This window comes from Mesorhizobium sp. B2-1-3 (assembly GCF_006442495.1).
In the GTDB taxonomy this organism is placed as follows: domain Bacteria; phylum Pseudomonadota; class Alphaproteobacteria; order Rhizobiales; family Rhizobiaceae; genus Mesorhizobium.
On the sequence record NZ_VFWL01000001.1, the window covers coordinates 791986 to 817821 of the forward strand.

Annotated in this window: 30 protein-coding genes; 20 read left to right on the forward strand and 10 right to left on the reverse strand. The window is 63.5% G+C overall.

The genetic code is table 11. The annotated features are described in order from the left end of the window. Positions 1 to 47: 47 nt before the first annotated feature. From FJ973_RS04135 to FJ973_RS04160, 7 genes are all read right to left on the reverse strand, one after another. A complete protein-coding gene (locus tag FJ973_RS04135; protein ID WP_140493170.1) occupies positions 48 to 848 on the reverse strand; it encodes an inositol monophosphatase family protein in 801 nt (266 codons plus the stop codon). Positions 849 to 935: 87 nt separating this feature from the next. Further along, on the reverse strand, positions 936 to 1502 hold the full coding sequence (efp, locus tag FJ973_RS04140; protein ID WP_140554913.1) for an elongation factor P: 567 nt from the start codon (positions 1500 to 1502) through the stop codon (positions 936 to 938). A 112-nt stretch (positions 1503 to 1614) separates the two neighbouring features. After that, positions 1615 to 1932, reverse strand: coding sequence for a UBP-type zinc finger domain-containing protein (locus FJ973_RS04145; protein WP_140525042.1), 318 nt, complete (start codon positions 1930 to 1932; stop codon positions 1615 to 1617). A 1-nt stretch (position 1933) separates the two neighbouring features. Continuing rightward, positions 1934 to 2107 carry a hypothetical protein gene (locus FJ973_RS30755; protein WP_181165380.1) on the reverse strand — a complete coding sequence of 58 codons (174 nt, stop codon included), beginning with the start codon at positions 2105 to 2107 and terminating at the stop codon, positions 1934 to 1936. A 36-nt stretch (positions 2108 to 2143) separates the two neighbouring features. After that, a complete protein-coding gene (locus FJ973_RS04150; RefSeq protein ID WP_140493180.1) occupies positions 2144 to 3184 on the reverse strand; it encodes a tetratricopeptide repeat protein in 1041 nt (346 codons plus the stop codon). A 1-nt stretch (position 3185) separates the two neighbouring features. Then, on the reverse strand, positions 3186 to 3833 hold the full coding sequence (locus FJ973_RS04155) for a thiamine phosphate synthase (RefSeq protein WP_140493183.1): 648 nt from the start codon (positions 3831 to 3833) through the stop codon (positions 3186 to 3188). 131 nt (positions 3834 to 3964) lie between these two features. Beyond that, the gene (locus FJ973_RS04160) at positions 3965 to 4870 is read right to left on the reverse strand and encodes a DMT family transporter (protein ID WP_140525043.1); all 906 of its coding nucleotides are present in this window, start codon (positions 4868 to 4870) and stop codon (positions 3965 to 3967) included. A 130-nt stretch (positions 4871 to 5000) separates the two neighbouring features. On the opposite strand from FJ973_RS04160, the gene FJ973_RS04165 reads away from it, so the two are divergent. The 3 genes from FJ973_RS04165 (at position 5001) to FJ973_RS04175 (ending at position 7144) form a co-directional block, all read left to right on the forward strand. Continuing rightward, on the forward strand, positions 5001 to 5441 hold the full coding sequence (locus tag FJ973_RS04165) for an Lrp/AsnC family transcriptional regulator (protein ID WP_140493190.1): 441 nt from the start codon (positions 5001 to 5003) through the stop codon (positions 5439 to 5441). An 87-nt stretch (positions 5442 to 5528) separates the two neighbouring features. After that, positions 5529 to 6257: a class I SAM-dependent methyltransferase gene (locus tag FJ973_RS04170; RefSeq protein ID WP_140493193.1), complete on the forward strand. Its 729-nt coding sequence runs from the start codon at positions 5529 to 5531 to the stop codon at positions 6255 to 6257. 116 nt (positions 6258 to 6373) lie between these two features. After that, complete coding sequence (locus FJ973_RS04175; RefSeq protein WP_140554914.1) at positions 6374 to 7144, forward strand: sulfite exporter TauE/SafE family protein; 771 nt, start codon at positions 6374 to 6376, stop codon at positions 7142 to 7144. 21 nt (positions 7145 to 7165) lie between these two features. Here the strand turns inward: FJ973_RS04175 and FJ973_RS04180 are convergent, their stop codons facing one another. Then, complete coding sequence (locus FJ973_RS04180; protein WP_140493199.1) at positions 7166 to 7717, reverse strand: DUF2269 family protein; 552 nt, start codon at positions 7715 to 7717, stop codon at positions 7166 to 7168. Between the two features lie 321 nt (positions 7718 to 8038). On the opposite strand from FJ973_RS04180, the gene FJ973_RS04185 reads away from it, so the two are divergent. From FJ973_RS04185 to ruvB, 7 genes are all read left to right on the forward strand, one after another. Next, entirely contained in the window at positions 8039 to 8419 is a 381-nt protein-coding gene (locus FJ973_RS04185) for a cbb3-type cytochrome c oxidase subunit I (RefSeq protein ID WP_140554915.1), read from the forward strand. A gap of 383 nt (positions 8420 to 8802) precedes the next feature. Then, complete coding sequence (locus FJ973_RS04190; protein ID WP_140493205.1) at positions 8803 to 9336, forward strand: DUF1465 family protein; 534 nt, start codon at positions 8803 to 8805, stop codon at positions 9334 to 9336. A 92-nt stretch (positions 9337 to 9428) separates the two neighbouring features. Next, positions 9429 to 9938, forward strand: a complete 510-nt coding sequence (gene ruvC, locus FJ973_RS04195; RefSeq protein ID WP_140493208.1) for a crossover junction endodeoxyribonuclease RuvC — start codon at positions 9429 to 9431, stop codon at positions 9936 to 9938. Positions 9939 to 9993: 55 nt separating this feature from the next. Then, positions 9994 to 10263, forward strand: coding sequence for an AbrB/MazE/SpoVT family DNA-binding domain-containing protein (locus FJ973_RS04200; protein ID WP_140493211.1), 270 nt, complete (start codon positions 9994 to 9996; stop codon positions 10261 to 10263). Beyond that, on the forward strand, positions 10241 to 10660 hold the full coding sequence (locus FJ973_RS04205; protein WP_140493214.1) for a type II toxin-antitoxin system VapC family toxin: 420 nt from the start codon (positions 10241 to 10243) through the stop codon (positions 10658 to 10660). The genes FJ973_RS04200 and FJ973_RS04205 overlap by 23 nt, the downstream gene beginning before the upstream one ends. A 27-nt stretch (positions 10661 to 10687) precedes the next feature. Beyond that, on the forward strand, positions 10688 to 11308 hold the full coding sequence (gene ruvA / locus FJ973_RS04210) for a Holliday junction branch migration protein RuvA (RefSeq protein ID WP_140493217.1): 621 nt from the start codon (positions 10688 to 10690) through the stop codon (positions 11306 to 11308). Positions 11309 to 11351: 43 nt separating this feature from the next. Continuing rightward, positions 11352 to 12389, forward strand: coding sequence for a Holliday junction branch migration DNA helicase RuvB (ruvB, locus tag FJ973_RS04215; RefSeq protein WP_140554916.1), 1038 nt, complete (start codon positions 11352 to 11354; stop codon positions 12387 to 12389). 107 nt (positions 12390 to 12496) lie between these two features. On the opposite strand, the gene FJ973_RS04220 is transcribed toward ruvB, so the two are convergent. Next, positions 12497 to 13765: a cellulase family glycosylhydrolase gene (locus FJ973_RS04220; protein WP_140554917.1), complete on the reverse strand. Its 1269-nt coding sequence runs from the start codon at positions 13763 to 13765 to the stop codon at positions 12497 to 12499. A 57-nt stretch (positions 13766 to 13822) separates the two neighbouring features. Between FJ973_RS04220 and ybgC the strand changes: the two genes are divergently transcribed. The 10 genes from ybgC to ftsH all read left to right on the forward strand — a co-directional run bounded on the left by ybgC (position 13823) and on the right by ftsH (position 24194). Continuing rightward, positions 13823 to 14293 (forward strand): tol-pal system-associated acyl-CoA thioesterase, encoded by a 471-nt coding sequence (gene ybgC, locus FJ973_RS04225; protein WP_140554918.1) that lies wholly within the window; start codon positions 13823 to 13825, stop codon positions 14291 to 14293. A 267-nt stretch (positions 14294 to 14560) separates the two neighbouring features. Beyond that, positions 14561 to 15271 carry a protein TolQ gene (gene tolQ, locus FJ973_RS04230; protein ID WP_140493236.1) on the forward strand — a complete coding sequence of 237 codons (711 nt, stop codon included), beginning with the start codon at positions 14561 to 14563 and terminating at the stop codon, positions 15269 to 15271. Positions 15272 to 15282: 11 nt separating this feature from the next. Next, on the forward strand, positions 15283 to 15735 hold the full coding sequence (gene tolR, locus FJ973_RS04235) for a protein TolR (protein WP_140554919.1): 453 nt from the start codon (positions 15283 to 15285) through the stop codon (positions 15733 to 15735). 7 nt (positions 15736 to 15742) lie between these two features. Beyond that, on the forward strand, positions 15743 to 16897 hold the full coding sequence (locus tag FJ973_RS04240; RefSeq protein ID WP_140554920.1) for an energy transducer TonB: 1155 nt from the start codon (positions 15743 to 15745) through the stop codon (positions 16895 to 16897). 41 nt (positions 16898 to 16938) lie between these two features. Further along, positions 16939 to 18249, forward strand: a complete 1311-nt coding sequence (gene tolB / locus FJ973_RS04245; protein ID WP_140554921.1) for a Tol-Pal system beta propeller repeat protein TolB — start codon at positions 16939 to 16941, stop codon at positions 18247 to 18249. Between the two features lie 29 nt (positions 18250 to 18278). Next, positions 18279 to 18656: a four helix bundle protein gene (locus FJ973_RS04250; protein ID WP_140554922.1), complete on the forward strand. Its 378-nt coding sequence runs from the start codon at positions 18279 to 18281 to the stop codon at positions 18654 to 18656. Positions 18657 to 18877: 221 nt separating this feature from the next. Then, a complete protein-coding gene (pal, locus tag FJ973_RS04255) occupies positions 18878 to 19384 on the forward strand; it encodes a peptidoglycan-associated lipoprotein Pal (protein ID WP_140493251.1) in 507 nt (168 codons plus the stop codon). 212 nt (positions 19385 to 19596) lie between these two features. After that, complete coding sequence (gene ybgF / locus FJ973_RS04260) at positions 19597 to 20718, forward strand: tol-pal system protein YbgF (RefSeq protein WP_140554923.1); 1122 nt, start codon at positions 19597 to 19599, stop codon at positions 20716 to 20718. 58 nt (positions 20719 to 20776) lie between these two features. Further along, a complete protein-coding gene (gene tilS / locus FJ973_RS04265) occupies positions 20777 to 22135 on the forward strand; it encodes a tRNA lysidine(34) synthetase TilS (protein ID WP_140554970.1) in 1359 nt (452 codons plus the stop codon). Positions 22136 to 22268: 133 nt separating this feature from the next. Continuing rightward, positions 22269 to 24194 carry an ATP-dependent zinc metalloprotease FtsH gene (ftsH, locus tag FJ973_RS04270; RefSeq protein WP_140493260.1) on the forward strand — a complete coding sequence of 642 codons (1926 nt, stop codon included), beginning with the start codon at positions 22269 to 22271 and terminating at the stop codon, positions 24192 to 24194. Between the two features lie 482 nt (positions 24195 to 24676). Here ftsH and FJ973_RS04275 read toward each other — a convergent pair whose 3' ends face one another. Continuing rightward, on the reverse strand, positions 24677 to 25543 hold the full coding sequence (locus FJ973_RS04275) for a hypothetical protein (protein ID WP_140493263.1): 867 nt from the start codon (positions 25541 to 25543) through the stop codon (positions 24677 to 24679). Positions 25544 to 25836: the final 293 nt, after the last annotated feature.

Genomic DNA, 25836 nt, shown 5'->3' on the forward strand with positions numbered 1-25836 from the left:
GCTTCAGCGCGGCGGGGATTTGACATTACTCCGCGCTTATTCCTGCTTCAGCGGGCAGCGAGCGGCTTTTTCACGGCCTTCAGGAGGGCGCGCTGGATGATCTCGTTGCCGGCGACGACCGAACCGTTGTCGAGCATGTCCTGACCGCCGTCCATGTCGGAGGCGAACCCTCCTGCTTCACGGATCAGCAACAGGCCGGCTGCGATGTCCCAGGGCGACAGGCCGACTTCCCAGAATCCGTCCATGCGGCCGGCGGCGACGTAAGCGAGATCGAGCGAGGCCGAACCCAGGCGCCGGACGCCGGAAACCTCGGCCATGACATTGCGTAACTCGATCAGGAAATTGCCATGCTGGCCACGCCCCAGATGCGGCACCCCGCAGCCGATGACGGTGTCGATGAGCTTGGTGCGGCCGGCGACACGCAGGCGGCGGTCGTTCATGAAGGCGCCGCCGCCGCGCTCGGTCGTATAGAGCTCGTCCATGGCCGGATTGTAGATCACGCCGGCCACGATCTGGCCCTGGCGCTCGAGCGCGATCGAGACAGCGAAAAGCGGAATGCCGTGCAGGAAATTGGTGGTGCCGTCGAGCGGATCGACGATCCAGCGGTGCTGGCTGTCATCGCCGGCGATCGTGCCGCGCTCTTCCATCAGGAAGCCGTAACCGGGCCGCGCCTTCGACAGTTCGGCAAAGACAATATCCTCGGCCTTGCGGTCGGCCTGGCTGACATAGTCGCCCGGTCCCTTCATCGAGACCTGCAGGTTCTGGACCTCGCCGAAATCGCGCGACAGCGAGCGGCCGGCCTTCATTGCGGCCTGGACCATGACGTTGAGAAGGGCTGAGCGTGCCATCGTAACTCTTCCTGCTGCACGCGCTTTAACCTTTGTCCTGATGCATGTCGGTGACCCGAAACCTGGGCCACCTCTGGGCGACATGCATCAGTCGGCGCGGCGCATATAAGTGATTTCATTGGTGTCGACGACGATGCGTTCCCCCGCGCCGATGAATGGCGGCACCAGCACGCGAATGCCGTTTTCCAGCACCGCCGGCTTGTAGGAAGAGGCCGCCGTCTGGCCCCTTACCACCGGGTCCGCTTCGGTGATGGTCAGCGTTACCTGGTCGGGGAGCGAAATGCCGATAGGCCTTTCCTCGTAGAGCTGGACCATCACCATCATGCCATCCTGCAGGAAAGCGGCGCGGTCTCCGACGAAGTCCTTCGCCAGCTCGAGCTGCTCGTAGCTCTCGGTGTCCATGAACACCAGGGCGTCGCCCTGCTCGTAGAGGAAGGAAAAATCCTTGAGATCGAGCCGGATCTGCTCGACCGTCTCTGCCGAACGGAAGCGCTCGTTCAGCTTTGTGCCGTTGATGAGGTTCTTCAATTCGACCTGGTTATAGGCGCCGCCCTTGCCCGGCTTGACCGTGTTGGTCTTGACGGCCACCCACAGGCCGCCATCGTGCTCGATGACGTAGCCGGGACGGATTTCGTTGCCGTTGATCTTGGCCATAATGATGTGATCCGGGAATGAGATGTTCGCAAGACAGCGATTTCGGGCCTCCAAGACCACAAATCGCCCGAAGAGGCAAGCTGGCGCTGATCGGGTGTCCCGTGGCGGCGGCTCAATCGAAGCGCACGATGGTGCCGCGTTGCGGCGTCTTGTCCTGCGAGAAATCGAGCATGACCTCGTCGACATAGCACCAGCCCCACGTCTCGGGCGGGTCGTAGGCCTCGATGACCGGATGGCCGGTCGCCCGGTAGTGGCCGGTGGCGTGACGGTTCGGAGAACTGTCACAGCAGCCGACATGGCCACAGGTGCGGCACAGCCGCAGATGCACCCACCAGGAACCGGTCTTCAGGCACTCCTCGCAACCTTCGGCGCTTGGCGTTACCTCGAGGATGAAGCTGCCATGCGTGCATCGTTTGTCGGGCGAAGCCATTTCATTGCCTCCTTGGAGAAGCGATGCCGCGATATAAACCCTCAACCGCTCTCATCGAAACCGCGGCGACCGCTTCGGTAATGATATCGAAGACTTTTGCCAGCCGACGGATCTGCGACGACCGCATGATAGCCATCTGCATGGAAAGATCGAGGTCACTTGCCTCGACGAGCATCGCGCGATGACTTCCGCTGGATTTCCGCTGATCGCGTCAGGGCAGGCGGTTTGCCTTCTGCAGTGCCTGCTTGGTCTGGTCGTCGCTCAATCCTTGCAGGAAATCGTCCATCTCGGGGTCGATGAGGCCGGCGCGGCGGGCGACGATGTACCAGGCGCCGGCAAGCACGAGGTCCGGCTCGGTGCCGATGCCTTGCATATAGAGTTTCGCCAGGCGGTTCTGGGCGGCGACATTGCCGCCTTCGGCGGCCTGCTTCATCCAGCCGAAGGCGGATTTCAAATCACGCCCGCCGCCGCGGCCCTCGATCATCCAGGTGGCGAGGTCGAGTTGCGCGGTGTCATAGTTTTGCCGCGCGGCCTGAGCCAGCAGGCGCCGGGCCTGGGCGTCGTCGCGCGATTTGCCGCCGACGCCGTTGGCATAGATCTGTGACATCGCATACTGGGCGTCGGCGAGGCCGGTCGCCGCGGCGCGCTCGTAATAGGTCACGGCCTTGGCGATGCCGGCGTCGCCGGGGTCCTGCTGGACCAGCATCTGCGCGAAATTGAATTGTGCCAGCCGGTTGCCCGCTTCGGCGGCGGCCTGCATCAGCGCATAAGCTTCCTTTTCGTCCTTTTTGACGTAGCGGCCGTCGAGCAGCATCAGCGCATATTGGAACTGCGATTCCGGCACCCCTTGCTCGGCGGCGGCTGCGTACCATTTCGCCGCTTCGGCCGCATTAAGGGGCACGCCCAGTCCGCGCGACAGGATCTCGGCCACCAGCGTCTGCGCCGCCGGGTCGCCGTTTTGCGCGCGCACCAGCGCGAGGTTGTAGGCGGTCTTGTAGAGCCCGCGCTGGAAAGCGCCGTAGGCCGCATCCGCCGGCTTGGCGCCGAAGCGGTCGGGATTGATCGCGTCGGCCGAAGGCAATGGCGCTGGCTCGGCGGTGGTGGCGGGCTGCGGCAGCTGCTTTTCGATCGGCTTGTCGGTATGCACGCCGGCATCCGGCTTAGGGTGCGGTAAAGGAATCGTTTCGGCGGCAGCGGCCTGGATCATGACCGCAGCAAGCAGGGCCTGAAGGGGAAGCCTTGCCGAAGACACGTCAGTCCTCGAAACGCGGTGCGGTTTCGTCGAGCAGCGCATTGGCCTGCGCGATCGCCGCCTTGGGATCGACACCGTCGGCGAACACCGCACTCGACAGGGCGACGAACTCGGCGCCCGTATCTGCGACGGTTTCGATCGAAGCGAGCTCCGATCCGGCCATGACAATGCAGGGGATCTGAATCATCTGCGCCCACCATTGTCCCAGCGCCACGTTGCGCGGATGCGGATCGGGCTTGTTGTCGTAGCCGAAGCGGCCGAAGAAAATATAGTCGGGCCTGACTTCGCCGAGTTCGAGCGCGTCATCACGCGTCTTGGCGCCGCCGGCGCCGACCATCATTTTTGCCTGGAAATGCTCGACCGTCTCGGCGAGCTCGGCCTTGGAGACCTCGACATGAATGCCGTCGGCCTGGACACGCCCGGCAATGCGCGTATCGCCGGCAATGACGACCGCGATGCCGGCCGCCTGTGCCGCCGGTACGATTTCGGCGGCGAAGGCCTGGAAGGAAGCTTCGTCCATGTCGTTCTGCGGCAGGATGAGCGAGGCGACGTCGCCGCCCTCGAACGCCGAGACGATACGGGCGGCCGGCACGCGAGATGGCGCGATCAGCACGATGCGGCAGCGATTGGGGGGCGTTGCGTCGTTCATGGTCTTCGATCCCGGGTTTCGCCTATGCCGGGCGAAGATGGTTGGATTGCGGCATAGAGCAAAGTGCCCGCTTTGAACAGGCGGGCAGGCGGGATCGCTATTTTTGACCGCCGAAGCGCCGGCGATTGGCGTTACTCGATCGGTTGCGCACCTGCCGCGGCAGGCCTTGGCTTCCACAATTTCCAGCCGAGATTCATGCCGGCGGCCGCGATCAGGATGGCGGCGGCACCGACGAGTTGGCTGAGATGCAGGCGATGGCCGAATGCCGTGACGTCGACCAGGATCGCAACGATCGGGTAGATGAAGGACAGCGACCCCTGCAGGTGCGTCGGCAGCTTCTGGATGGCGCCGTACATCAGGATGTACATCAGACCGGTGTGGACGATGCCGAGCGTCGCCAGCATGGCCCAGCTCCTTGCGTCGGTCGGAAGATGCGAGAGATTGGCGAAGGGCGCCAGCATCAACACGCCGACGCAGACCTGGACGAGCGCGATGAGATGCGGCGGCGTGCCCTTGAGCTTTTTGGTGACGATGGCGGCGACGGCCCAGAAGAAGGCAGCGGCCAGCGCCATGACGATGCCGGCGAAATAGTTGGTGCCGATATCGCCGGCGTCAGGGGCGGCCTCGACGATCAGCACCATGCCGGCGAAGGCGATTGCCAGCCAAGTCAATTTCGTCAGGGTCAGCCGCTCGCCGAAGAAGAGCGCGCCGAAGCCGACCAGCATGAAAGGCTGGGTATTGTAGACAGCGGTGGCGATCGAGATCGACGCGCGCGAGAATGCACTAAACAGCAGCAGCCAGTTGACGACGATAGCGGCGCCACCGAGGGCCGCGATGGCGAAAACGCGAAGCGACAGCCTGTTGCGCAACAGGCCGAGGCCGACGCAGATGAAGAGCAGCGTCACCGCGCCGAAAGCGCAGCGCCAGAACACCACATCCATGATAGGCTGGCCGGACAGGACGACGAACCATCCGATCGTTCCCAGAATCGCCATTGCGGCGGACATTTCGATCGTCCCACGTGCTGTATCGCTCACGACAAATCTCCAGATCGTTGCTTGTGCATAATCTCATGCTGATCCTGAGCTTTCCACCCAGCGAGAAAGGTGACATGCTGGTTTTGCCTATTAAAAATAGGCAAATACCCGGAAATCCTGAGAATGTGAAATGCTTGACGATCTCGACCGACGTCTCCTCGAAATCCTGGTGAAGGATGCGCGGACTTCACTGAAGGAGCTGGCCGGCCAGGTCGGGCTGTCATCGCCGAGCGTTTCGGAGCGGCTGAGGCGGCTCGAGGAGCGCGGGGTTATCAGGGCTTTCACCGTCGAGATCGACCCGCTGGCGCTCGGCTATACATTGCAGGCGATCGTGCGCATCAAGCCGCTGCCGGGCAAGCTGCACATCGTCCAGAAGCTGATCGAGGAGATCGCCGAATTCGGCGAATGCGACAAGGTGACGGGGGACGACTGCTTCGTCGCCAGGCTGTTCGTGCGTTCGATCGCCGACCTCGACGGTATCCTTGATCGCATCGCCGACAAGGCCGAGACCAGCACCGCCATCATCAAGGCGCAGCCGATCCGGCGGCGGCCGCCACCGCTCGGCGCATGACCGGTCCGCGTTTCTTGACTCTGCTTGGCGGTGGTGGAAATGCGTGGCGGCTCCGCCAGTCAGGCATATGAACAACGAGGAAAGAACATGGCGCAGAATGTCTATGATCAGCCGGATTTCTTCGCAGGCTACAGCCAACTCGGCCGGTCCGTCGAAGGGCTGGACGGCGCCGCCGAGTGGCCGGCGCTGCGCGCGATGCTTCCCGACGCCAGCGGCTTGCGAATCGTCGATCTCGGTTGCGGCTTCGGCTGGTTCTGCCGCTGGGCTCTTGAACACGGGGCCAAGGAGGTTCTGGGTCTCGACCTGTCGGAAAAGATGCTCGCCCGGGCGCGTGCCGCCGGCCCGGACGCCGGCATCGTCTACGAACGCGCCGATCTCGATGAACTCAGCCTGCCGCCGACGGCTTTCGATCTCGCCTACAGCTCGCTTGCCCTGCACTATGTCAGCGATGCCGCGCGGCTGTTCCAGACCGTGCACCGGTGCCTGGTCCCCGGCGGGCATTTCGTCTTCTCGACGGAGCATCCGATCTATATGGCTCCGACCCATCCCGGCTGGTCTGTCGATGCCGAAGGCCGCAAGACATGGCCCGTCGACCGGTATCTGGTGGAGGGACCGCGCAAGACGGACTGGCTGGCCAAGGGAGTTGTGAAACATCACCGCACCATCGGCACCACGCTCAACACGCTGATCCGGTGCGGCTTCACCATCGAGCATGTCGAGGAATTCCGTCCGACCGACGCGCAGATCGCGGCCAAGCCCGAACTGGCGGAAGAGCTCGAGCGGCCGATGTTCCTGCTGGTCTCGGCCCGGCGATAGGCAGAGCAGAATGGGCCGGCCTTGCTGTGGCGACGCCCACATTTGCTGTCGCTCCGCTCGGGAATCTGGGCTATTCAGGCGTTGACTCGCTTTCCCTCCAGACCAGTCCCTCCTCCATGTCAGGCCTGCTTTCCGATCCGTGGTTCTATGCGGCCGCCGTCCCGGCGGTCATTCTGGTCGGCCTGTCCAAGGGCGGATTTGGCGGCGCGGTCGGTTTCGTCGGCGTGCCGCTGATGGCGCTGACCATGCCGCCGGTGCAAGCGGCGGCCATCCTGCTGCCCATCCTGTGCCTGATGGACATCGTTTCGGTATGGACATGGTGGGGCGTCTATAACAGGAAGATGCTGGTCGACATGATGCCCGGCGCGGTGATCGGTATCGGTCTCGGTTGGCTGACGGCCGCACTGGTCACCGAGGAGGCCGTGCGGCTGATCGTCGGCGCCGTCGCCATCATTTTCGTGCTGCGCTGGCTCTATCTGAAGTACCGCCACGGCGCCGACCATGCGGCGCAGCCCAACCGCGTCGCCGCGGCCCTCTGGGGCACGGTCGCCGGCTTCACCAGCTTCGTCGCCCATGTCGGCGGCCCGCCCTTTCAGGTCTACGCGCTGCCGATCCGGCTCGACCCGAAGGTGTTGTCCGGCACGGCGGCGATCTTCTTTGCCGCCACCAACGCGCTGAAGCTCGTTCCCTATTTCGCGCTCGGCCAGTTCGACAGCACCAATCTGACCGCGTCGGCGGTGCTGATGCCGCTGGCGCCGCTATCCACCATCGCCGGCGCCCGGCTGGTGCGCCGCATGCGTCCGGAGATCTTCTATCCCTTCACCTATGCGACGGTGGCCGTCGTCGCGGTGAAGCTTCTGTGGGACGGGATCGCCGGCCTGATGTAGCCGGGACCGTTTTCGCCTGCCTCAGGCGACGCTCGGCACCATGCGCCTTGGTCGGCCGAGCGCCAGGGTGGCGCCAGCCGCCAACACAAGCCCCATGGCGGCAAGGACCGTGAAGTCGTCGATGGTCGGCTTCAGCACCATGTCGGCGATGATGACCAGCATCACCGCATAGTCGAAGCGCGCCGCCCGCAGGATGCGCTGGCCATAGGCTAGGGCGGCCGGCGTCACGCCATCCCTGGCGATCATCGCGCCCATGCGATCGGCGCTCGGCTTGAAGACGAACATGCCGATTGAAAAGGTGGTCGCGTAGCCGGCAAGGCCGATCAGGATCCACAGTTGCGAGAAGCCGACCCAGAACCAGCACATGATTAGCCCGAAGGCCAATGTCAGCATCGACATCGGCGCGAAGAAGCGGTTTCCCAATTCGCCCGTAGCCCGCATTGCCTGCAGCGTTCCCTGGATGTTTCCCGACCGATCGGCGAGCGTCGCCAGCACCATCAGCGCGAAACCGCCGCCGACCCATAGGGTCGCCGAAAGAATGTGCAGCAATTTAACGATCGAATACCAGTCCATGCTTCTCCTCGGCGCCTGATGTAGCGGAAGGAGCGAATCCTCGCCTGCCGCTTCGATGGCCAAGCGTTTATCGCCGCGCCTGTTTCGGAACGATGTCGTGAAAAAACCAGTTCTGTTTCAAGTGCCGGCTAACGTAAGGAGCCACTGATATTGCGAGCGCGCCATCCGGTTTTCTGCTATTATGAGGGGCGTCCGGGGGCGCGACATCGTCCAGAAACAGTGCCGATGCTAGTGCGCCCGCGCCGGGAGCCCGGTGGCGAGAGCAATCGCCTGACGATCAACCCTTTCCCGAACACGGGAAAGGCAACTCGGGGGAAAGATATGCAAGGGGTAGCACGGAATTTCTTCACGCTGGCCGTTATCTATGCGCTGTGCGGCATGGCGCTCGGCCTGTACATGGCGATCAGCCAGGACCATGGCCAGATGCCGACCCACGCCCATACGATGGTCGCTGGCTGGCTGATGTCGGCGGTCTTCGCCTTCTTCTATCACCTGTTTCCGGCGGTCGGACAGAAGACGGTTGCCGTCGTTCACTTCTGGCTGACCGCAATCAGCGGCATCGGCCTTTTGATCGGGCTCTACTTCCTGCTTGGCGGCGATGCCGCGATCGAACCGCTGGTGGCGGCGTCTTCGATGGGTTTCTACGCGGCCTTGCTGCTGTTTGCCTTCACCGCCTTGCCGGCGGTTTGGAAAACGGCCTGAGCCGAGGCTCGGCACATCCTTCAGGAACTGTGCTGTTACGGCACAGTGGCGCGGGGTTCGCTCAAAAAACATCGGCGCCGTTAAGGGTTCATTAAGCTTTACAGGCGTTTACTATGCGCATCCAGTGATCTGGATTCTTACCGAGTGGTTGGAGCCACTTTGTTTGACGCCTCCCTGTTAAACTCCTGAGAGCCGCCTTATCCGCGGCTCTTTTTTTGTCCGCTTTCCAGCGACACGGTCCGCACCGGATCACGTTAACCTTCTGTTAAACATGTGCTTGCCTTCACCCCGGACGAGGCGCATTTTCAAGCTTCAGTTATGTAGGGTTCCGGGTGTATCGGCAGTAAGCCGAATCGGCCGGTTGCAAGTGCAGGGGCGTATCGATGAACGAGCCTTCGAAGGGCAGCGCGAAAACCGTCAAGCTGGCGGAACGTCGGGTCTTTTCGCACTCCTTCAAACCGCTCTACCAGGAAGGCATGGGGCTAGTCGAACAGGCGGCGGAGTATCTCGACGGCAAGGGCCGGGCCGAGGCCAAGAAGCTGTCGCGGCTGGCGGCCACGCTCTATGCGGCCGAATCGATGCGGCTGACCACCAGGCTGATGCAGGTCGCCTCGTGGCTGCTTCTGCAGCGCGCCGCGAATTCCGGCGAGATGACCCGCGACCAGGTCGCATCGGAAAAGTCCAAGGTGCGCCTCGACACCGCCTCCGCCCATGACGAGGCGGCCGGCTGGGCCGAACTGCCCAAGGATTTCCTCGACCTCGTCAACCGGTCGCTGCGCCTGCAGGCACTGGTGCGCCGCATGGACGAGGAGATCTACGGCGCCGGCGCGGTGGTCGACATGCAGCCCATGAGCCGCCGGCCCAATCCGGTCTCGGACCAGATCAGCCTGCTCAACACGGCTTTCGCCCGAAACTGAACTATTCTGGAACGTTCCCGGTCAGCGCGTTACTGTTTCCGGTTTGTTCACATTTCGCTGGCATCGCTGTCTCCGGGAGATAGAGTAACCGAATGAGGGACGCGATTCGCATCATCGGTATCGATCCGGGGCTCAGGCGCACCGGCTGGGGTATTGTCGAAAGCCTCGGCAATTCGCTGCGCTTCGTCGCGTCCGGCACGGTGCGTTCCGAAGACAAGGCGGCGCTGGCGACGCGGCTGTGCCAGCTGCATGACGGGTTGACTGAAATCCTGCATACGGCCATGCCGCATGAGGCGGCCGTCGAACAGACCTTCGTCAACAAGGATGCGGTGGCGACGCTGAAGCTTGGCCAAGCGCGCGGCATCGCCATGCTGGTGCCGGCACGCGCCGGCCTGGTCGTTGCCGAATATGCACCCAATGCCGTCAAGAAGGCGGTGATCGGCGTCGGCCATGGCGACAAGAAGCAGATCCACATGATGGTAAAGGTGCTGCTGCCGAAAGCGACCTTCGACACCGAACATGCCGCCGACGCGCTCGCCATAGCCATTTGCCACGCGCATCACCGGCAAAGCGTCGCCTATCGGATGGCACTTGCCGGTTGACGATGTTCTTGACTTGTTCCCTTGTCTGTCGTAGGTAATACTTTGAGGTATTACCATGCGCGTCACCACCAAAGGCCAAGTCACGATCCCCAAACAGATAAGGGATCACCTGGGTATCCGCCCGGGCTCCGAGGTGGAATTCGTGGCCACCGATGAGGGTGCTCGGCTTGTGGCCGTCAACGAGAATCTCCCCGAGGAGGAGAAATTGCGCAGGTTCAGTAATGTCCTTGACCGGATGGAGGGGACGTTGGATCTGGGTGGCATGACGACCGACGAGTATATGGAGTGGCTGAGGGGGCCGCGTGAAGATCTCGACGTTGATTGACACAAATGTCCTGATCGACGTTTGGGGGCCGGCCGGACCGCTGACAAAATGGTCGGCGTCTGCAATCGCCTCATGCCGCCGCGACGGCGACTTGGTGGTCAATACGATCATCTGGTCTGAACTGGCGCCGCTGATCGCCTCGGAGGCAGCGCTTCGAAAAGCGGTCGACATGCTCGAGATCGATCGCGAGTTTCTGCCCTGGGATGCGGCCTTCCTTGCAGGTGTGACGCATTCCCGTTATCGCCGTGCTGGTGGAATCCGCGAACGAACCTTGCCGGACTTCTTTATTGGCGCTCATGCGACCGTTGCCGGACATCGTCTTTTGACGCGCGACGCCGCGCGTTATCGCAGTTATTTCCCGGACCTTGACATCATTTCTCCTGAAACGCACCCATGAGGGCCTATCTTCCATGAAAGATTTGGCATGATCGGCAAGCTCAAGGGTATGCTCGACGAGATCGACGAGGATCATTGCCTGGTCGACGTGCATGGCGTCGGTTACGTCGCCTACTGCTCGGCGCGCACGCTTGCCGCGCTGCCTTCGCCCGGCGAAGCGGTGGTGCTGTTCATCGAGACCTATGTGCGCGAGGACATGATCCGGCTCTACGGCTTCCAATCGGTGCTGGAGCGCGAATGGTTCCGGCTCCTGATGACCAATGTGCAGGGCGTCGGCGCCAAGGTGGCACTGGCCATCCTGTCGACACTGGCGCCGGCCGACCTTGCCAACGCGATCGCGCTGCGCGACATCGCCATGGTTTCCCGGGCGCCGGGCGTCGGCAAGAAGGTGGCCGAGCGCATCGTCACCGAGTTGAAGAACAAGGCGCCGGCCTATGCCGGTGCCGCCTCGGGCACGATCGGCTTGAAGCAGGAGCTCGGCGAAGGCGTGGCAGCCGCGCCGATCACAGACGCGGTCTCGGCCCTAGTCAATCTCGGTTATTCCCGCGACACCGCCGCGAATGCGGTGGCGGCGGCACTGAAGACGGCGGGCGAGGAGGCGGATGCGTCGAAGCTGATTCGCTTCGGGCTCAAGGAACTGGCGCGGTGAGCGCACGCTTGTCCGGTTCCCGGCCATATGCAAGGAAGGCGGCATGAGCCTTTCCCCCCGTCTCATCGCTCCGGAAAAACGCGGCGAGGATGCCGATCAGAGTTTGCGGCCGCAGACGCTTGACGATTTCGTCGGCCAGGCGGCGGTGCGGGCCAACCTCAAAGTGTTCATCGAGGCCGCTAAGGGCCGCAAGGAAGCGCTCGACCATGTGCTGTTCGTCGGGCCGCCAGGTCTAGGCAAGACGACGCTGGCGCAGATCATGGCGCGCGAGCTCGGCGTCAACTTCCGCTCAACCTCCGGACCGGTCATCGCCAAAGCCGGCGATCTCGCCGCACTCTTGACCAATCTCGAAGAAGGCGACGTCCTGTTCATCGACGAGATCCACAGGCTGAATCCTGCGGTGGAAGAGATCCTCTATCCGGCGATGGAGGATTTCCAGCTCGACCTGATCATCGGCGAGGGGCCGGCGGCGCGCTCGGTCAAGATCGACCTTGCCCGTTTCACCCTGGTCGCCGCCACCACGCGGCTCGGCCTGCTCACCAATCCGCTGCGCGACCGCTTCGGCATCCCGGTGCGGCTCAACTTCTACACGGTCGAGGAACTGGAGCAGATCGTGCGGCGCGGCGCACGCATCCTGCAAATGCCGCTCGGCGATGACGGCGCGCTGGAGATCGCGCGGCGCGCGCGAGGCACGCCGCGCATCGCCGGCCGGCTGTTGCGGCGCGTGCGCGATTTCGCTTCGGTCGCCGGCGATGGTCATGTGAACCGCTTGATCGCCGACGAGGCCTTGACCCGGCTGGAGGTCGACGCGCTCGGCCTCGATGCGCTCGACCGCCGGTATCTTTCGATGATCGCGCGCAATTTCGGCGGCGGGCCGGTCGGCATCGAGACGATCGCCGCCGGCCTGTCCGAGCCGCGCGATGCCATCGAGGACATCATCGAGCCCTATCTCATCCAGCAGGGTTTCATCCAGCGCACGCCGCGCGGCCGTGTGCTGACGGCCAATGCCTGGCGCCATCTCGGCCTCGACGCGCCGAAGGACCCGGCGCAACAGCAGATCAATTTGTTCCAGGAAGAATAGCGGCCCCCGGCGGCGGCGTTCGGGCCGGCGATCAAGCGTCGCAACCGCTTTGCGGCGTGCGACCGGAGATCTTGCTGATCGATCCCGGCGGTGTGGAGCAACGGCGCTCAGTGAAGCGACCGGATCACGTCCAGCACATCGTGCTCGGCCTTTTCGCCGTTGAAAGCATCGACGATGCCGAAAGCGCCGCCGTAACTCCAGACCGACCAGGAGAAGCCATGCGCCTCGGCGCGCGCGATCATGTCCCGGACATAGGCGGCACGATAGCCGGCCGGCATCACATAGGGATTGCCGTATTCCTGGCGGATCATGCCGAACTCGCCCAGCGTGACGTTTTCCGGCCTGATGCGGTTGGCCTTCGCCCAGGCATCGACGGCCTTGAATGGGGCGTCCATGAGACCAAGCAGCTTGGCGTCGGTGTCCATGCTGGCTACCTGCTCGTCGAGATAGGCAAGCAGCCCGTCCTGCCGCGCCCAAGGCGCCTCGGCCTTGATCCTGGCGCGGATGGTGTCGAGCGTGACGTCGAGCTCAGCCCGCGGCACCGCGGTCGGCGGGTAGGGCAGGCCGGTCACATAGGGAATGAAATCGCCGGCCCAGGTCGCGCCCTGATGGGTAAGCAGGAACGGATCGTAGGAATGGAAGGTCCAGATGACGTTGTCGTCCGGGATCGCCATCGGATCGATCTTTTCCAGCGACGACGCCGCGGAATAGCAGGCCCCGGTCAGCACAAGCGTCAATCTCGTCGCCGAAGAACGCGCCGCGGCGAACAACCTCTGCTGGCGTTGCGGCCACAGGCTGGTGCCGTCGGCGTCGCAGTCGACGATCGGTTCGTTCATCGGCTCGAAGGCCACTTGCCCCGGGTCTTCCCCGGCGAGCGTGTGCGCCATCTTGCGCACCATCTCGACATAGGCATCGAATGTCACCGGGTTGTTCATCACCTCGGCCATGCCGATCTTGCGCCCGCCGCCGGCTGGGATCAGATGCATGTCGACGACAACCTTCAGGCCGGCGCGGTTGATCATGCGGACAGAGTCCAGCACGCTGGCATAGAGATCCTCGCGCAAGGCCATCGTATTTTCGGAAAGGAAAGGCGAAGGATCGACCGGCATGCGCAGGAAATCGAAGCCTGCATGCTTCAAAGCCTCGAGATCGTCGTCCTTGAGAAATTTGCGCCATTCCGGGTAGGGCAGGATGGCCTTGGCGTTGCCCCATTGGTCTTCGCCCGGCCAGGTCACCCACTGGTCGAGATTGAGCCCGCGCTTCGTGGAGAAGGTCGCGGCCTGGCCCGGCCCGGCCAGAGCCATCACGACGAACAGAGCCATCACCACGAACAGCGCCGCCACCAAGGTCTTGATCATCGCCGTCAACAGTGCCATCCGATGCCATGTCACGCGCGGCACAGGTGCCTTGCCGCGACTGAAAAAGGAAGCGCAATGGACGATCATGGTGAATCCGCGACCTTGCTGGCGGGGATTTCCGGTGCGCTGACGGCGTTCGGCCATCGGCTGATGGCGCGGGTCTATTATGCCGACACCGATTTCTCCGGCGTCGTCTACCACGCCCGCTATCTCGAATTCCTCGAGCGCGGCCGCTCCGACTATCTGAGGCTGAGCGGCGTCCACCACACCGAACTTGCCGATGGCAAGCATGGCGAAAGAATAGTCTGGGTGGTGCGTCGCATGGAGATCAACTTCCGCATGCCGGCCCGCATGGACGACATCCTGACGATCGACACCCGGACCGAGGAAATCTCCGGCGCGCGCATCTTCATGGCCCAGCAGCTCAAGCGCGGCGACGAGGTGCTGGTCGAGGCCAGGGTGGAGGCGGCGATCATCGGCGAGAATGGCCGGCCACGCCGCTTCCCCAGGGAGTGGATAGCAGCGTTCATACCCAAGGCAGGCTAAAAGGTCGGCCTCGTAGGTATCGCCGGTGCCGGCTTGAAGCGCGGCAATGCGCCGCGCCTGATCGACTAACCCATCCTTAACCATAACGGTTCATGAAGAGATTGGTGAAGATTGGCGCTATCCAGCGCCTTCCTTTCACCAACATTTGCCCCGAAAAGGCCGCGAAAGGCACGTTTTGGGGTTGTTCCGGTAGCTTCGCGCGAACCGACCACAAGGGATGCCAGGGGCCAGCCGCCAGCTTCGCCCGGAAATCTTAAGGACGTTACGATGGAAAATATCGCACTCGCCGAACCGGGCGCGCAATTGTCGATTTGGGCGCTGTTCATGCAGGCCAGCTGGGTGGTCAAGCTGGTCATGATCGGGCTGCTCTGCGCCTCGGTCTGGACCTGGGCGATTATCGTCGACAAGCTCGTATCCTATGCCCGCATGCGGCTGGCGCTGAACCGGTTCGAGCAGGTGTTCTGGTCGGGGCAGTCGCTGGAGGAGCTTTACCGAACGTTGGCCGACCGCAAGACATCGGGCATGGGCGCCATCTTCGTCGCCGCCATGCGCGAGTGGAAGAAGAGTTTCGAAAAAGGCGCCAAGACGCCGCTCGGCTTGCAAACCCGCATCGACAAGGCGATGGACCTGGCGCTGACCCGCGAGATGGAGAAGCTCGAAGGCCGCCTCGGCTTCCTCGCAACCACGGGCTCGGCGGCCCCGTTCATCGGCCTGTTCGGCACCGTCATCGGCATCATGACGTCGTTCCAGGCGATCGCCGGCTCCAAGAACACCAGCCTGTCGGTGGTCGCGCCCGGCATCGCCGAGGCGCTGCTGGCGACCGCCATCGGCCTGCTCGCCGCCATTCCGGCCGTCATCGCCTACAACAAGCTGTCATCGGACGCGAGCAAGATCGCGGTGCGCATGGAAGGGTTCTCCGACGAGTTCTCCGCCATACTCTCGCGCCAAATCGATGAAAAAGTAGCGCCGAAGGCCTGAGGAGTAAGCCGATGGGAATGTCCGTAGGCATGGCTGGACGCGGCGGACGCGGCCATAGGCGGCGCGGCCGCCATCATGGCCTCATCGCCGAAATCAACGTTACGCCGATGGTCGACGTGATGCTGGTGCTGTTGATCATCTTCATGGTCGCGGCGCCGCTTTTGACGGTCGGCGTGCCGATCAATCTGCCGGATACGCAGGCCAAGGCGATGAATGCCGACACCCAGCCGATCACCGTTTCGATCAATGCCGCCGGCCAGATCTATCTCCAGGAAACCGAAATCCCGATCGAGGAATTGGTGGCGAAGCTGCAGGCGATCTCGAAGACCGGCTATGACGAGCGCATCTTCATCCGCGGCGACAAGTCCACCGACTACGGCACGGCGATGAAGGTGATGGCCCGCATTTCGGCCGCCGGTTACAAGAATATCGGGCTGGTTTCACTGCAGGAACAGGATCAATAGACCCACTATGAGGACCGGCCTCACCACATCGGTGATCATGCATGCGGCGCTGATAGGCTTCGGCCTGTTCACGCTGTCGGCGCCGGCCGCGCTTCCGTCAGCCGACGTCGAGTCGGTCGCTGTCGACATCGTGCCGATCGAAGCCACTGCCCAGGTGCTGCAGGGCGACAAGAAATCCGTGGTGCATGAAAAGCCGGCGCCCTTGCCCACGCAGCGTCCCGATATCGTGCCGGATGCGCAGAAGGTCGGCGAGAACAGCGTCGACACCGACAAGCCGATAACGCCCGAGGCCAAGCCGAAGCCAGTTGACATGACCTCGGCCCCGCCGCCGGCGCCGACGCCGATCGAAAAGCCGAAGACCGAGGACGTGCCGAAGCCGCAGGAAAAGCCCAAGCCGACGCCGGCCACGGAAGTGGCTCCCGCGCCGCAGCCCAAGGAAGAGGTCAAGCCCGAGCCGGTCAAGCAGACCGAGCCGAAGCCGGCGCCGGCGAAGGAGCCGACGCCCGCACCGCCACAGGACAAGACCGCGGCCATCGAGCCGACGCCCGAGGTGAAGCCGGACGCGGTCGCCCAGGCGATCGCCAAGGACCAGCCTGACGATGCCCAACTGCCGGACTCCGCGCCCGCGCCGCAGGCGCGGCCGAAGCCGCAGCCGGCACAGGCCGAAAGCGCCAAGGCGCCGGAGCGCAAGGACGCCGACAAACCGGTCAAGGAGGCTTCATCCAAGCCGAAATCGGAGGACAAGCAGTTCAATTCCGACGAGATCTCGGCCCTGCTGGACAAGCAGAAGCCCTCCGGCGGCGGCGCCAAGCGTTCGACACAGCAGGCTTCGCTCGGCGGCGAGAAGGACCAGGGCCAGAAGCTGTCGAGATCAGAACTGGGCGCCCTGTCGGATCAGCTTGGCGGTTGCTGGACATTGCCGGCGGGGCTGGAGGGCTCGGAGAATTTCGTCGCCGTGGTCATGTTCAACCTCGACCCCTCGGGCAAGCTGGATGGCCGGCCCACCGTCGAGAAATCGAGCGGGAATCGCCAATTCGATGAAAGCGCCGTGCGTGCGGTTCAGAAATGCAACATGGCCGGCCTTCAGGTTCCGGCGGGCAAACAGGACATCTGGGCCCAGGTCCGTGTCACTTTCGATCCGAGGGAAATGCTTGGCCTTTGAGGCCTGCCCTCCGCAGAATCAGTGAAGAGAAGCGAGAAGACATGAAATTCATCCTCAAGCCGCTCCTGATGGTCGCGACAATAGCGCTGGGCTCGATGGCCGGTGCCGTCATGCCTGCGTGGGCGCTCGTCGAGATCAACGTCAACAAGGGCAATGTCGAGCCGCTGCCGATCGCCATCACCGATTTCCAGTCGGGCGATGGGCTTGGCGCGCAGATTTCCGGCGTCGTCACCGCCGACCTGAAGCGCTCGGGCCTGTTCGCACCGATCGACAAAAGCGCCTTCATCGAGAAGATCGCCAATCCTGACGCAGCGCCTCGCTTCGACGACTGGAAGGTGATCAATGCCCAGGCTCTGGTCACCGGCAGCGTCAGCAAGGAGGCCGACGGGCGCATCCGCGCGCAGTATCGGCTGTGGGACACGTTCGCTGGACAGCAGATGTCGGGCGAACAATTCTTCGCCAACGACGCCAATCAACGACGCGTCGCTCACATCATCGCCGACGCCATCTACGAGCGGCTGACCGGCGAGAAGGGCTATTTCGACACGCGCGTCGTTTTCATCGACGAGTCCGGCGCCAAGAATGCGCGCAAGAAGCGCCTCGCCATCATGGACCAGGACGGCGCCAATGTGCGCTATCTCTCGGACGGCAGGGCGATCGTCTTGACGCCGCGCTTCTCGCCGAACCGGCAGGAAATCACCTACATGTCCTATGAGAGCGGCCAGCCGCGGGTGTATCTCCTGCAGATCGAGACCGGCCAGCGCGAACTGGTCGGCAATTTTCCGGGCATGACGTTTGCGCCGCGCTTTTCGCCGGATGGCCAGAAGGTGATCATGAGCCTGCTGCGCGACGACGGCAATTCCAACATCTTCGCCATGGACCTCAGGAGCCGCTCGACGACCCGGCTCACCAACTCGACCGCCATCGACACTTCGCCTTCCTATTCGCCCGACGGCAGCAAGGTGGTATTCACCTCCGACCGCGGCGGCCGCGCGCAGATCTATGTGATGGGCGCCGACGGTTCGGGCCAGACCCGCATCTCCTTCGGCGACGGGGTCTATTCGACGCCGGTGTGGTCGCCGCGCGGCGATCTCATCGCCTTCACCAAGCAGACCGGCGGCGAATTCCAGATCGGCGTTATGAAGACCGACGGTTCGGGCGAGCGCATCCTGTCATCCGGCTTCCAGCAGGAAGGACCGACCTGGGCGCCGAACGGCCGCGTGCTGATGTTCTTCCGCGATTCCGCCGGCGGCCCGAAACTGGTTTCTGTCGATCTCACCGGCCGCAACGAGCAGTCGATCCCGACCGCGAACTTTGCCTCCGATCCGGCCTGGTCGCCGCTGCTGGAGTGAGAGGAATTGGAGAAATGAAGAATTGAGGGATGGAGAGAGAAGCGGGTTACATCAAGCGCGCGAAGGATTTGGATGTCTATAGGCACGCTTATGGGGTTTCCCTCGACGTCCACAAGGCCACGCTTGTTTTTCCGAAAATGGAACAATACGCGTTGGCTGACCAAATGCGGCGATCCAGCAAGGCGATCTGTGCCAATCTGGCTGAAGGATTTGCCAAACAGACCCATTCCAGGCCCGAATTTGCGCGTTTCATTTCGATGGCCATGGGATCATGCAGCGAAGTAGAGACGTGGATTTCGTATGCGTTCGACCTTGGCTACATCACCCACGCGCAGCGCGATGAATGGCTGCAATCCTATGTCCATATCTATGGAATGCTGGTGAATCTCAGGAAGAAGTTGAAATGACCCTTTTCCTCATTTCTTCAATTCCTCAATTCTCCATTTCCACCTCTTTGTCGCGTTTTGGCCGCATTTCCGCCTAGGGTCCGCGCCAACTGTGGCCCGGATCAAAGGGCTGTGGACGGGCGGCCTAAACCAAATTTTAACCGTGTTTCTTGAATGCCGGTTAACCCAAACGTGGTTACTGGGTGATCAACGAAATCACTCGAATGCAAAGGAGAGGCGGCATGAGCCGTATCGCAGCACTTACCAGAAATCCCGTCATGATCGCGCTGGTGGCGATGCTCGCCATTGCCGGTTGCGCTTCGAAGAAGACGCCCAACAGCGCCGCCGATCTCGGCCTCAACGGCGCCGGTGCCGCAACGCCCGGATCGGCGCAGGACTTCACCGTCAATATCGGCGACCGCATCTTCTTCGACACGGACTCCTCCTCGATCCGCGCCGACGCCCAGACGACGCTGTCGCGCCAGGCGCAGTGGCTGAACCAGTACAAGCAGTATGCGATCGTCGTTGAAGGCCATGCCGACGAACGCGGCACGCGCGAATACAATTTGGCGCTCGGTGCCCGCCGCGCCGCCGCCACGCGCGACTTCCTGGTCTCCAAGGGCGTCTCCGCCAACCGCCTGAAGACCATTTCCTACGGCAAGGAACGGCCGGTCGCGGTTTGCGACGACATCTCCTGCTGGTCACAGAACCGCCGCGCGGTCACCACGCTCAGCGGCGCCGGTTCCTGACATTTTTCGCGCGTCGAGCGACGCGCGAAAAACACGACGACAAAAATGCAACACAGGTTTGCGAAAGGCGGCTGAAAGGCCGCCTTTTTCATGTTTGGTCCCTTCAAACAAAATTTGGCCGAAGTCTCGCGTCCTGCTATGAGCCGAGGGCGCTTGGCTGGTCCCATACCGATTGGAAGGCGCGAACAAGCTAACGACACGGCGAGAGGCATATGCATTTGAGATCAGTTCTGAGCGGCACGCTTGCGCTGCTGCTCCTTTCAGGCGTCACCGCGATGGCGGGTGGCTTAGGGACTGATGGCACGGGACAGCCAGCCGACAGCGGCTTCTCGTTCCATCTGCCCAGCATCGAGTTGCCTGGCGTTTTCGGCGAAAAGAAGAAGTCGGACCAGGTTCAGTTCGCGCAGCAGTCGACTGGCACAGGCGCCACCGGGCTCGAGGACCAACTGCGCCAGATGAACGGCAAGATCGAGGAACTGAACTTCCAGATCCTGCAAATGCAGGAGCAGATCCGCAAACAGCAGGAAGACAACGAGTTCCGCTTCCAGCAGCTCGAAGGCGGTACGCAGGGTGCGCAGCAGCCGGCCGGGCAGAAGAAGTCACAGGCCGCGCCCGCCGACAGCGATGACAGCGTGGCCGAGGCGCCGGCCACGCAACCGCCCGCGAAGGCCGACAATCGGGCAGCGGCCGGCCAGTCGGCTGGCGGCGGCCAGAGCGTCGAGGACGTCATCGTCGAATCCTCTGACGGTGATCCGGGCAAGGTTATCCCCGGAACGGGAGCGCCCGAAAAGACCTTCGGCAGCATCACCGTCGACAAGAACGGCAATGTGGTCGATGCCGGCGGCAGCACGCAGGCGACCGCACCGGCGCAGGATGTCGCTCCAGCCATCGGCGCTCCGGCCAAGAGCGGCAAGTCCGACGGCACGGTGGTTGCGGCGCTGCCTTCCACGAACGATCCCGAGGAGCTCTACCGCAACTCCTACCAGTTCATCCTTTCGGGCGACTACGGCACCGCCGAACAGGGTTTTCGCGACCACATCGCGCGTTTTCCCCGTGACGCGAAAACGGCGGATGCGCACTATTGGCTGGGCGAATCGCTGCTTGGCCAGCAGAAATACCGCGATGCCGCGGAGGTCTTCCTCGCCGCCAGCAAGGACTATCCCAAGGCCAAGAAGGCCCCCGACATGCTGCTGAAGCTCGGCGTGTCGCTGGTCGGCCTGAAGCAGCACGACGTGGCCTGCGCCACCTTCAGCGAGGTCGGCAAGCGCTACCCCGACATTTCCAACACGCTCAAGGAGCGCGTGAAGCAGGAAAAGGCCCTGGCGGCGTGCTAGCCCTTCTCCTGCCTGCCGTTGCCTTGCCCTCGGAGCCGTGTTCGGGCGACATGCATTGATGCTCGACACCGAGCCTGATCTTTCGAAAGACCTTTTTTCGCACATCGACTTTACCAGCGGCGCCGTTGCGGCCGTATCCGGCGGCAGCGACTCGACCGCCCTACTTCTCCTTCTCAAACGACATCTCGACCGAACCGCGCCGTCCGCGAAGCTGCTGGCGGTGACGATCGACCACGGTTTGCGGCAGGGCGCGGCGGCCGAAGCGGAAGCGGTGGCCAGGCTTTGCGCCGCGCACGCCATCGCGCACCGCATCGTCGCCTGGTCCGGACGCAAGCCGTCGACCGGGCTGCCGGCCGCCGCGCGGGAGGCTCGCTACCGGCTGCTGGCCGAGGCGGCGCGGGAGGAAGGCCTCGGTCTGATCGTGACCGGTCATACGGCGGACGACCAGGCCGAGACGGTGCTGATGCGGCTAGTCCGAGGCAAGGGCGCCCGCGAGGAAGGGCGCGGCCTTGCCGGCATGGCGCCGGTCACCTTGCACGACTGGCACGAATGGATCGTGCGGCCGCTCCTTGGCATTCGGCGCGCGGCTTTGCGCAACTTCCTGCGGCGCGAGCATGTCGGCTGGGCCGAGGACCCGACCAATGCCGACGCGGCCTTCGAGCGACCGCGCATGCGCGCGGCACTGGCCGGCGCTGACGGTGCGCAGCGCATTGATGACGCATTGACGCTGGCGGCGCGCGAGAGCGAGGCGCGCAGCCGGCTTGGCATCCGCGCCGCGGATTTAATCGCGCGCTTCGCCAGCCAGCCGGCGCCGGGTCTTGTCCGCCTCGATCCGACCCTGCTTTCGGCCGGCGACGATCCGGCGGCCGTCTATGCGCTGCGCATCCTCCTCGCCACAAGCGGGGGCGTTGCGTTTCTGCCGGACCAGGCGCGATGCGAGGCGCTGTTCGGTAGGCTGAAGGCTGGATTTCTTTGCGCCACATTGTCGCGGACGGTGGTCGATTCCAGGCGCGCCGGCATCTTTCTGCGCCGCGAGACGCGAGGCTTGCCGCGTGTGGTCGCGGCCACCGGCGGGCTGCTCTGGGACGGCCGCCGGAACATCACGTTGGACGACGGCGGCAGTGCATTGTTGATCGCGCCGTTCGGGGCAGCGGCGGCGAAGCGTCTGGCGATCGCGGAAGGCGAAACGCCACGCAGCCTCGTGCGCGCCGCGCTGGCCTGCGAGCCGGCATCGCGGCAAGCCGTTGAAAACCCTGGCCTGCCTCAGGGTGGGCAGGCGTCGCCGGGGTTCACGGCACAGGCCGTCGTCGCCCCTTTTGTCCGTTTCCTGCCGTCCTTCGACCTGGCGCCGGCGCGGGTCGTCGCCGAATTGATCGGCGCACCGTTGCCTCCCGCCCTGCCTTTCAAGCGGCCATAGCGCCGGTCGGTCATGGGCGAAAGCTTAACCCAGACGTGCTGTTCTGCTTGGCAAGGGGGGGCGCTCTCCCTATGTTAGGCTCAAGTTTCCTCTCACGACGCGTGTCCGCCCGCGGACGCCAACGGGACAATTGATGAATCCGAACTATCGCAACCTCGCGCTCTGGGCGATCATAGCGGTCCTGCTCATCGCCCTCTTCAATCTGTTCCAGACGCCGCAGACGCGTGGGGCTTCGAGCGATGTACCTTATTCGCAGTTCCTGCAGGATGTCGCGGCGGGCCGGGTCAAGACGGTGACCATCGCCGGCGCCCGCATCTCCGGCACCTACACCGACAATTCGAGCGGCTTCCAGACCTATTCGCCCGGCGATCCGTCGCTGGTCTCGCGGCTGCAGGACAAGAACGTCACCATCAATGCGCGGCCGGAGACCGACGGTTCAAACTCGCTGTTCGGCTACCTGATCTCGTGGCTGCCGATGATCCTGATCCTCGGCGTATGGATATTCTTCATGCGCCAGATGCAGTCCGGCTCCGGTCGTGCCATGGGCTTCGGCAAGTCGAAGGCCAAGCTTCTGACCGAGGCGCATGGCCGCGTCACCTTCCAGGACGTCGCCGGCGTCGACGAGGCCAAGGAAGACCTGGAGGAGATCGTCGAGTTCCTGCGCGATCCGCAGAAATTCCAGCGGCTCGGCGGCAAGATCCCGCGCGGCGTGCTCTTGGTCGGCCCTCCGGGAACCGGCAAGACGCTGCTCGCCCGCTCGGTCGCCGGCGAGGCAAACGTGCCGTTCTTCACCATTTCGGGTTCGGACTTCGTCGAGATGTTCGTCGGCGTCGGCGCCAGCCGCGTGCGCGACATGTTCGACCAGGCCAAGAAGAACGCGCCCTGCATCATCTTCATCGACGAAATCGACGCGGTCGGCCGTCACCGCGGCGCGGGTCTCGGCGGCGGTAATGATGAGCGCGAGCAGACGCTGAATCAGCTGCTGGTCGAGATGGACGGCTTCGAGTCCAACGAAAGCATCATCCTGATCGCCGCCACCAACCGGCCCGACGTGCTCGACCCGGCGCTGCTGAGGCCCGGCCGTTTCGACCGCCAGGTGGTGGTGCCGAACCCCGACATCGTCGGACGCGAGAAGATCCTGAAAGTGCATGTGCGCAACGTGCCGCTGGCGCCCAATGTCGACCTCAAGGTCGTCTCCCGCGGCACGCCGGGCTTCTCCGGCGCCGATCTGATGAACCTCGTCAACGAGGCCGCCCTGATGGCGGCGCGGCGTAACAAGCGCCTCGTGACCATGGCCGAGTTCGAGGACGCCAAGGACAAGATCATGATGGGCGCCGAGCGCCGCTCCTCGGCCATGACCCAGGCCGAGAAGGAGTTGACCGCCTATCACGAGGCCGGTCACGCCATACTGGCGCTCAACGTGCCGTCGGCCGATCCGCTGCACAAGGCGACAATCATTCCGCGCGGCCGCGCGCTCGGCATGGTCATGCAGTTGCCGGAAGGCGACCGCTATTCGATGAGCTACAAGTACATGATCTCACGGCTTGCCATCATGATGGGCGGCCGCGTCGCCGAGGAGTTCAAGTTCGGCAAGGAGAACATCACGTCGGGCGCTTCCTCCGATATCGAGCAGGCGACCAAGCTGGCGCGCGCCATGGTCACGCGCTGGGGCTTTTCCGACAAGCTCGGCCATGTCGCTTATGGCGACAACCAGGAGGAAGTGTTCCTCGGCCATTCGGTGGCGCGCACGCAGAACATCTCGGAAGAAACCGCGCAGATCATCGACGCCGAGGTGCGGCGCCTGATCGACGAGGCCTATTCGACCGCGAGGTCGGTGCTGACTAAGAAGAAGAAGGAATGGATCGCGCTGGCGCAGGGCCTGCTCGAATACGAGACGCTGTCGGGCGACGAGATCAAGCAGCTGATCGCCGGCGAGAAGCCCGCGCGCGATCTCGGCGACGACACGCCGCCGAGCCGTGGTTCGGCCGTGCCGAAGTCGGGCCGCCGCAAAAAGGGTCCCGAGCCCGAGGGCGGCATGGAACCGCAGCCGTCGAGCTGAACTCGGCCAAGAACAAATTGAGAAACGCCGCGGTTCGACCGCGGCGTTTTTGTTTGGGGCAGGCTGCTGAGTTTCTCCGTGGCCTGCGCCTGCAAGGTTGGCTAGGCGATTGGCGGAAGCCGGCGTGGCAGCAGCCAATCTTCCCACTTTGTGGAAGATGACGGGCAGCTCAGCGGGGGCAGCGTCCGCCGACAAATCGAGTTAGGCCTTCCGGGCTGCGGGGGAGGATCTCTCTTGCCGTTCGACGATTCCTCGAGCCACCCTCGCCCAGCTTTTCGTGAATGCGAGGCAACCTGGCCGGAGCAGGCAACGATCCTTCGTGCCCCCCCTCTGGCCTGCCGGCCATCTCCCCCACGAGGGGAGTTTGCAGCGTCGCCGGCAACGCGCCTCTCGTCAGCGGGGATTCCTGCTGAAGCTGCGGGCAAAAAAGCCCGCGAACCCTGCGGCTCGCGGGCCTTACTTTCCTCAAATAGTGCTGTCGCTCAGCTCTTCAGCTTGGCATTGCACAGGCTGTAGAAGCCGCCGCCCTTCTGGATCCACTTCAAGCCGCCAAGCGTGTTGGCGTCCTTGTTGGCATAGTACTGCTGGAGGCAGGTATGCATGCGGGCCTTGGCCGGGGTTTCGGTGGCGAATTTCGGCGAGATTGCGGTCGGGAAACTCACGCCCTTCGGCGCAGCGACAGTCGGCTTTGCCGGCTCCTTGGTGTAGGTCGCCTCTGTTGGAGCCGGGACGGTGTCATCGTCCGAGGCGCTGGCGCCGCATTCGGCCTTCCGGAAGTCGTTCCACTTCATGCCGTTGAGCGTATTGGCGGTCTTGGCAGCCTGGTACTTGCTGCTGCAGTCGGCCATGCTCAGGCCCTTGCCCGAGCTGTCGGTCGCCGCAGCCGTGGTCGCCGCCTTGGTGGTCGCCGGTTTGGTGGCGGCGGCAGCGGATGCGCCGGCGGCAGCGGACGCGCCGGTGGCGCATTCGCTCTTGCGGAAGTCGTTCCACTTCATGCCGTTGAGCGTGCCGGCGGCCTTGGCCGCCTGGTACTTGGTGCTGCATTCCTTTGCGGTCAGGCCTTTGGCTCCGTCGTCGGCGGCGGCCGCAGCCTTGGTCGCCTTGGCCGGCTTCGTATCGGCCGCCTTGGTGTCCGCTGCCTTGGCGTCGGGCTTGGCTGTCGCGGCGGCATCAGTGCCGCACTGCGCCTTGCGGAACTGGTTCCAGGTCTGGCCGGCAAGTGTCCCCGCGTCCTTGGCCGCGTTATACTTCGTGCTGCACTCGGCCATCGTCAGCGCGTTGGCTGGCGCGGCCAGGAATAACGTCGCGACCGCAAGGCCGGTCAAAGTGGCAAGTCGGTGGATGAGCATAGCGTTTCTCCGTTGCAGCAGCCCATTATACGTCCCAGCGAATCAATAACGCTCAACGGTCGGTTGCGCCAGATGCTAAGTGGCGTATACATCGCCGAAACCCGGCTTCTGCCGGCAAGGTGATGAAATCGTTGCCTGTTGCCGGCTGGAAGACAAGAATTTGTGGGTAAATCCATGTCGAATGGTCCACAGGCATGGTATATTGTGGCGAGGCAGCGCCATCACGCTAGGTTGCGCCAGTCTCTGTGCAATGCACAACAAGGGTTTTCTAAAGGATTGGTAACAGATAATCA

Bases quoted from the DNA above. Each gene is read 5' to 3' on its own strand.
- FJ973_RS04135 (WP_140493170.1), bottom strand. From the start codon at position 848: ATGGCACGCTCAGCCCTTCTCAACGTCATGGTCCAGGCCGCAATGAAG.
- efp (WP_140554913.1), bottom strand. From the start codon at position 1,502: ATGGCCAAGATCAACGGCAACGAAATCCGTCCCGGCTACGTCATCGAG.
- FJ973_RS04145 (WP_140525042.1), bottom strand. From the start codon at position 1,932: ATGGCTTCGCCCGACAAACGATGCACGCATGGCAGCTTCATCCTCGAG.
- FJ973_RS30755 (WP_181165380.1), bottom strand. From the start codon at position 2,107: ATGCTCGTCGAGGCAAGTGACCTCGATCTTTCCATGCAGATGGCTATC.
- FJ973_RS04155 (WP_140493183.1), bottom strand. From the start codon at position 3,833: ATGAACGACGCAACGCCCCCCAATCGCTGCCGCATCGTGCTGATCGCG.
- FJ973_RS04165 (WP_140493190.1), top strand. From the start codon at position 5,001: ATGCTTGACGATCTCGACCGACGTCTCCTCGAAATCCTGGTGAAGGAT.
- FJ973_RS04170 (WP_140493193.1), top strand. From the start codon at position 5,529: ATGGCGCAGAATGTCTATGATCAGCCGGATTTCTTCGCAGGCTACAGC.
- FJ973_RS04175 (WP_140554914.1), top strand. From the start codon at position 6,374: ATGTCAGGCCTGCTTTCCGATCCGTGGTTCTATGCGGCCGCCGTCCCG.
- FJ973_RS04180 (WP_140493199.1), bottom strand. From the start codon at position 7,717: ATGGACTGGTATTCGATCGTTAAATTGCTGCACATTCTTTCGGCGACC.
- FJ973_RS04185 (WP_140554915.1), top strand. From the start codon at position 8,039: ATGCAAGGGGTAGCACGGAATTTCTTCACGCTGGCCGTTATCTATGCG.
- FJ973_RS04190 (WP_140493205.1), top strand. From the start codon at position 8,803: ATGAACGAGCCTTCGAAGGGCAGCGCGAAAACCGTCAAGCTGGCGGAA.
- ruvC (WP_140493208.1), top strand. From the start codon at position 9,429: ATGAGGGACGCGATTCGCATCATCGGTATCGATCCGGGGCTCAGGCGC.
- FJ973_RS04200 (WP_140493211.1), top strand. From the start codon at position 9,994: ATGCGCGTCACCACCAAAGGCCAAGTCACGATCCCCAAACAGATAAGG.
- ruvA (WP_140493217.1), top strand. From the start codon at position 10,688: ATGATCGGCAAGCTCAAGGGTATGCTCGACGAGATCGACGAGGATCAT.
- ruvB (WP_140554916.1), top strand. From the start codon at position 11,352: ATGAGCCTTTCCCCCCGTCTCATCGCTCCGGAAAAACGCGGCGAGGAT.
- FJ973_RS04220 (WP_140554917.1), bottom strand. From the start codon at position 13,765: ATGGCACTGTTGACGGCGATGATCAAGACCTTGGTGGCGGCGCTGTTC.
- ybgC (WP_140554918.1), top strand. From the start codon at position 13,823: ATGGACGATCATGGTGAATCCGCGACCTTGCTGGCGGGGATTTCCGGT.
- tolQ (WP_140493236.1), top strand. From the start codon at position 14,561: ATGGAAAATATCGCACTCGCCGAACCGGGCGCGCAATTGTCGATTTGG.
- tolR (WP_140554919.1), top strand. From the start codon at position 15,283: ATGGGAATGTCCGTAGGCATGGCTGGACGCGGCGGACGCGGCCATAGG.
- FJ973_RS04240 (WP_140554920.1), top strand. From the start codon at position 15,743: ATGAGGACCGGCCTCACCACATCGGTGATCATGCATGCGGCGCTGATA.
- tolB (WP_140554921.1), top strand. From the start codon at position 16,939: ATGAAATTCATCCTCAAGCCGCTCCTGATGGTCGCGACAATAGCGCTG.
- FJ973_RS04250 (WP_140554922.1), top strand. From the start codon at position 18,279: ATGGAGAGAGAAGCGGGTTACATCAAGCGCGCGAAGGATTTGGATGTC.
- pal (WP_140493251.1), top strand. From the start codon at position 18,878: ATGAGCCGTATCGCAGCACTTACCAGAAATCCCGTCATGATCGCGCTG.
- ybgF (WP_140554923.1), top strand. From the start codon at position 19,597: ATGCATTTGAGATCAGTTCTGAGCGGCACGCTTGCGCTGCTGCTCCTT.
- tilS (WP_140554970.1), top strand. From the start codon at position 20,777: ATGCTCGACACCGAGCCTGATCTTTCGAAAGACCTTTTTTCGCACATC.
- ftsH (WP_140493260.1), top strand. From the start codon at position 22,269: ATGAATCCGAACTATCGCAACCTCGCGCTCTGGGCGATCATAGCGGTC.
- FJ973_RS04275 (WP_140493263.1), bottom strand. From the start codon at position 25,543: ATGCTCATCCACCGACTTGCCACTTTGACCGGCCTTGCGGTCGCGACG.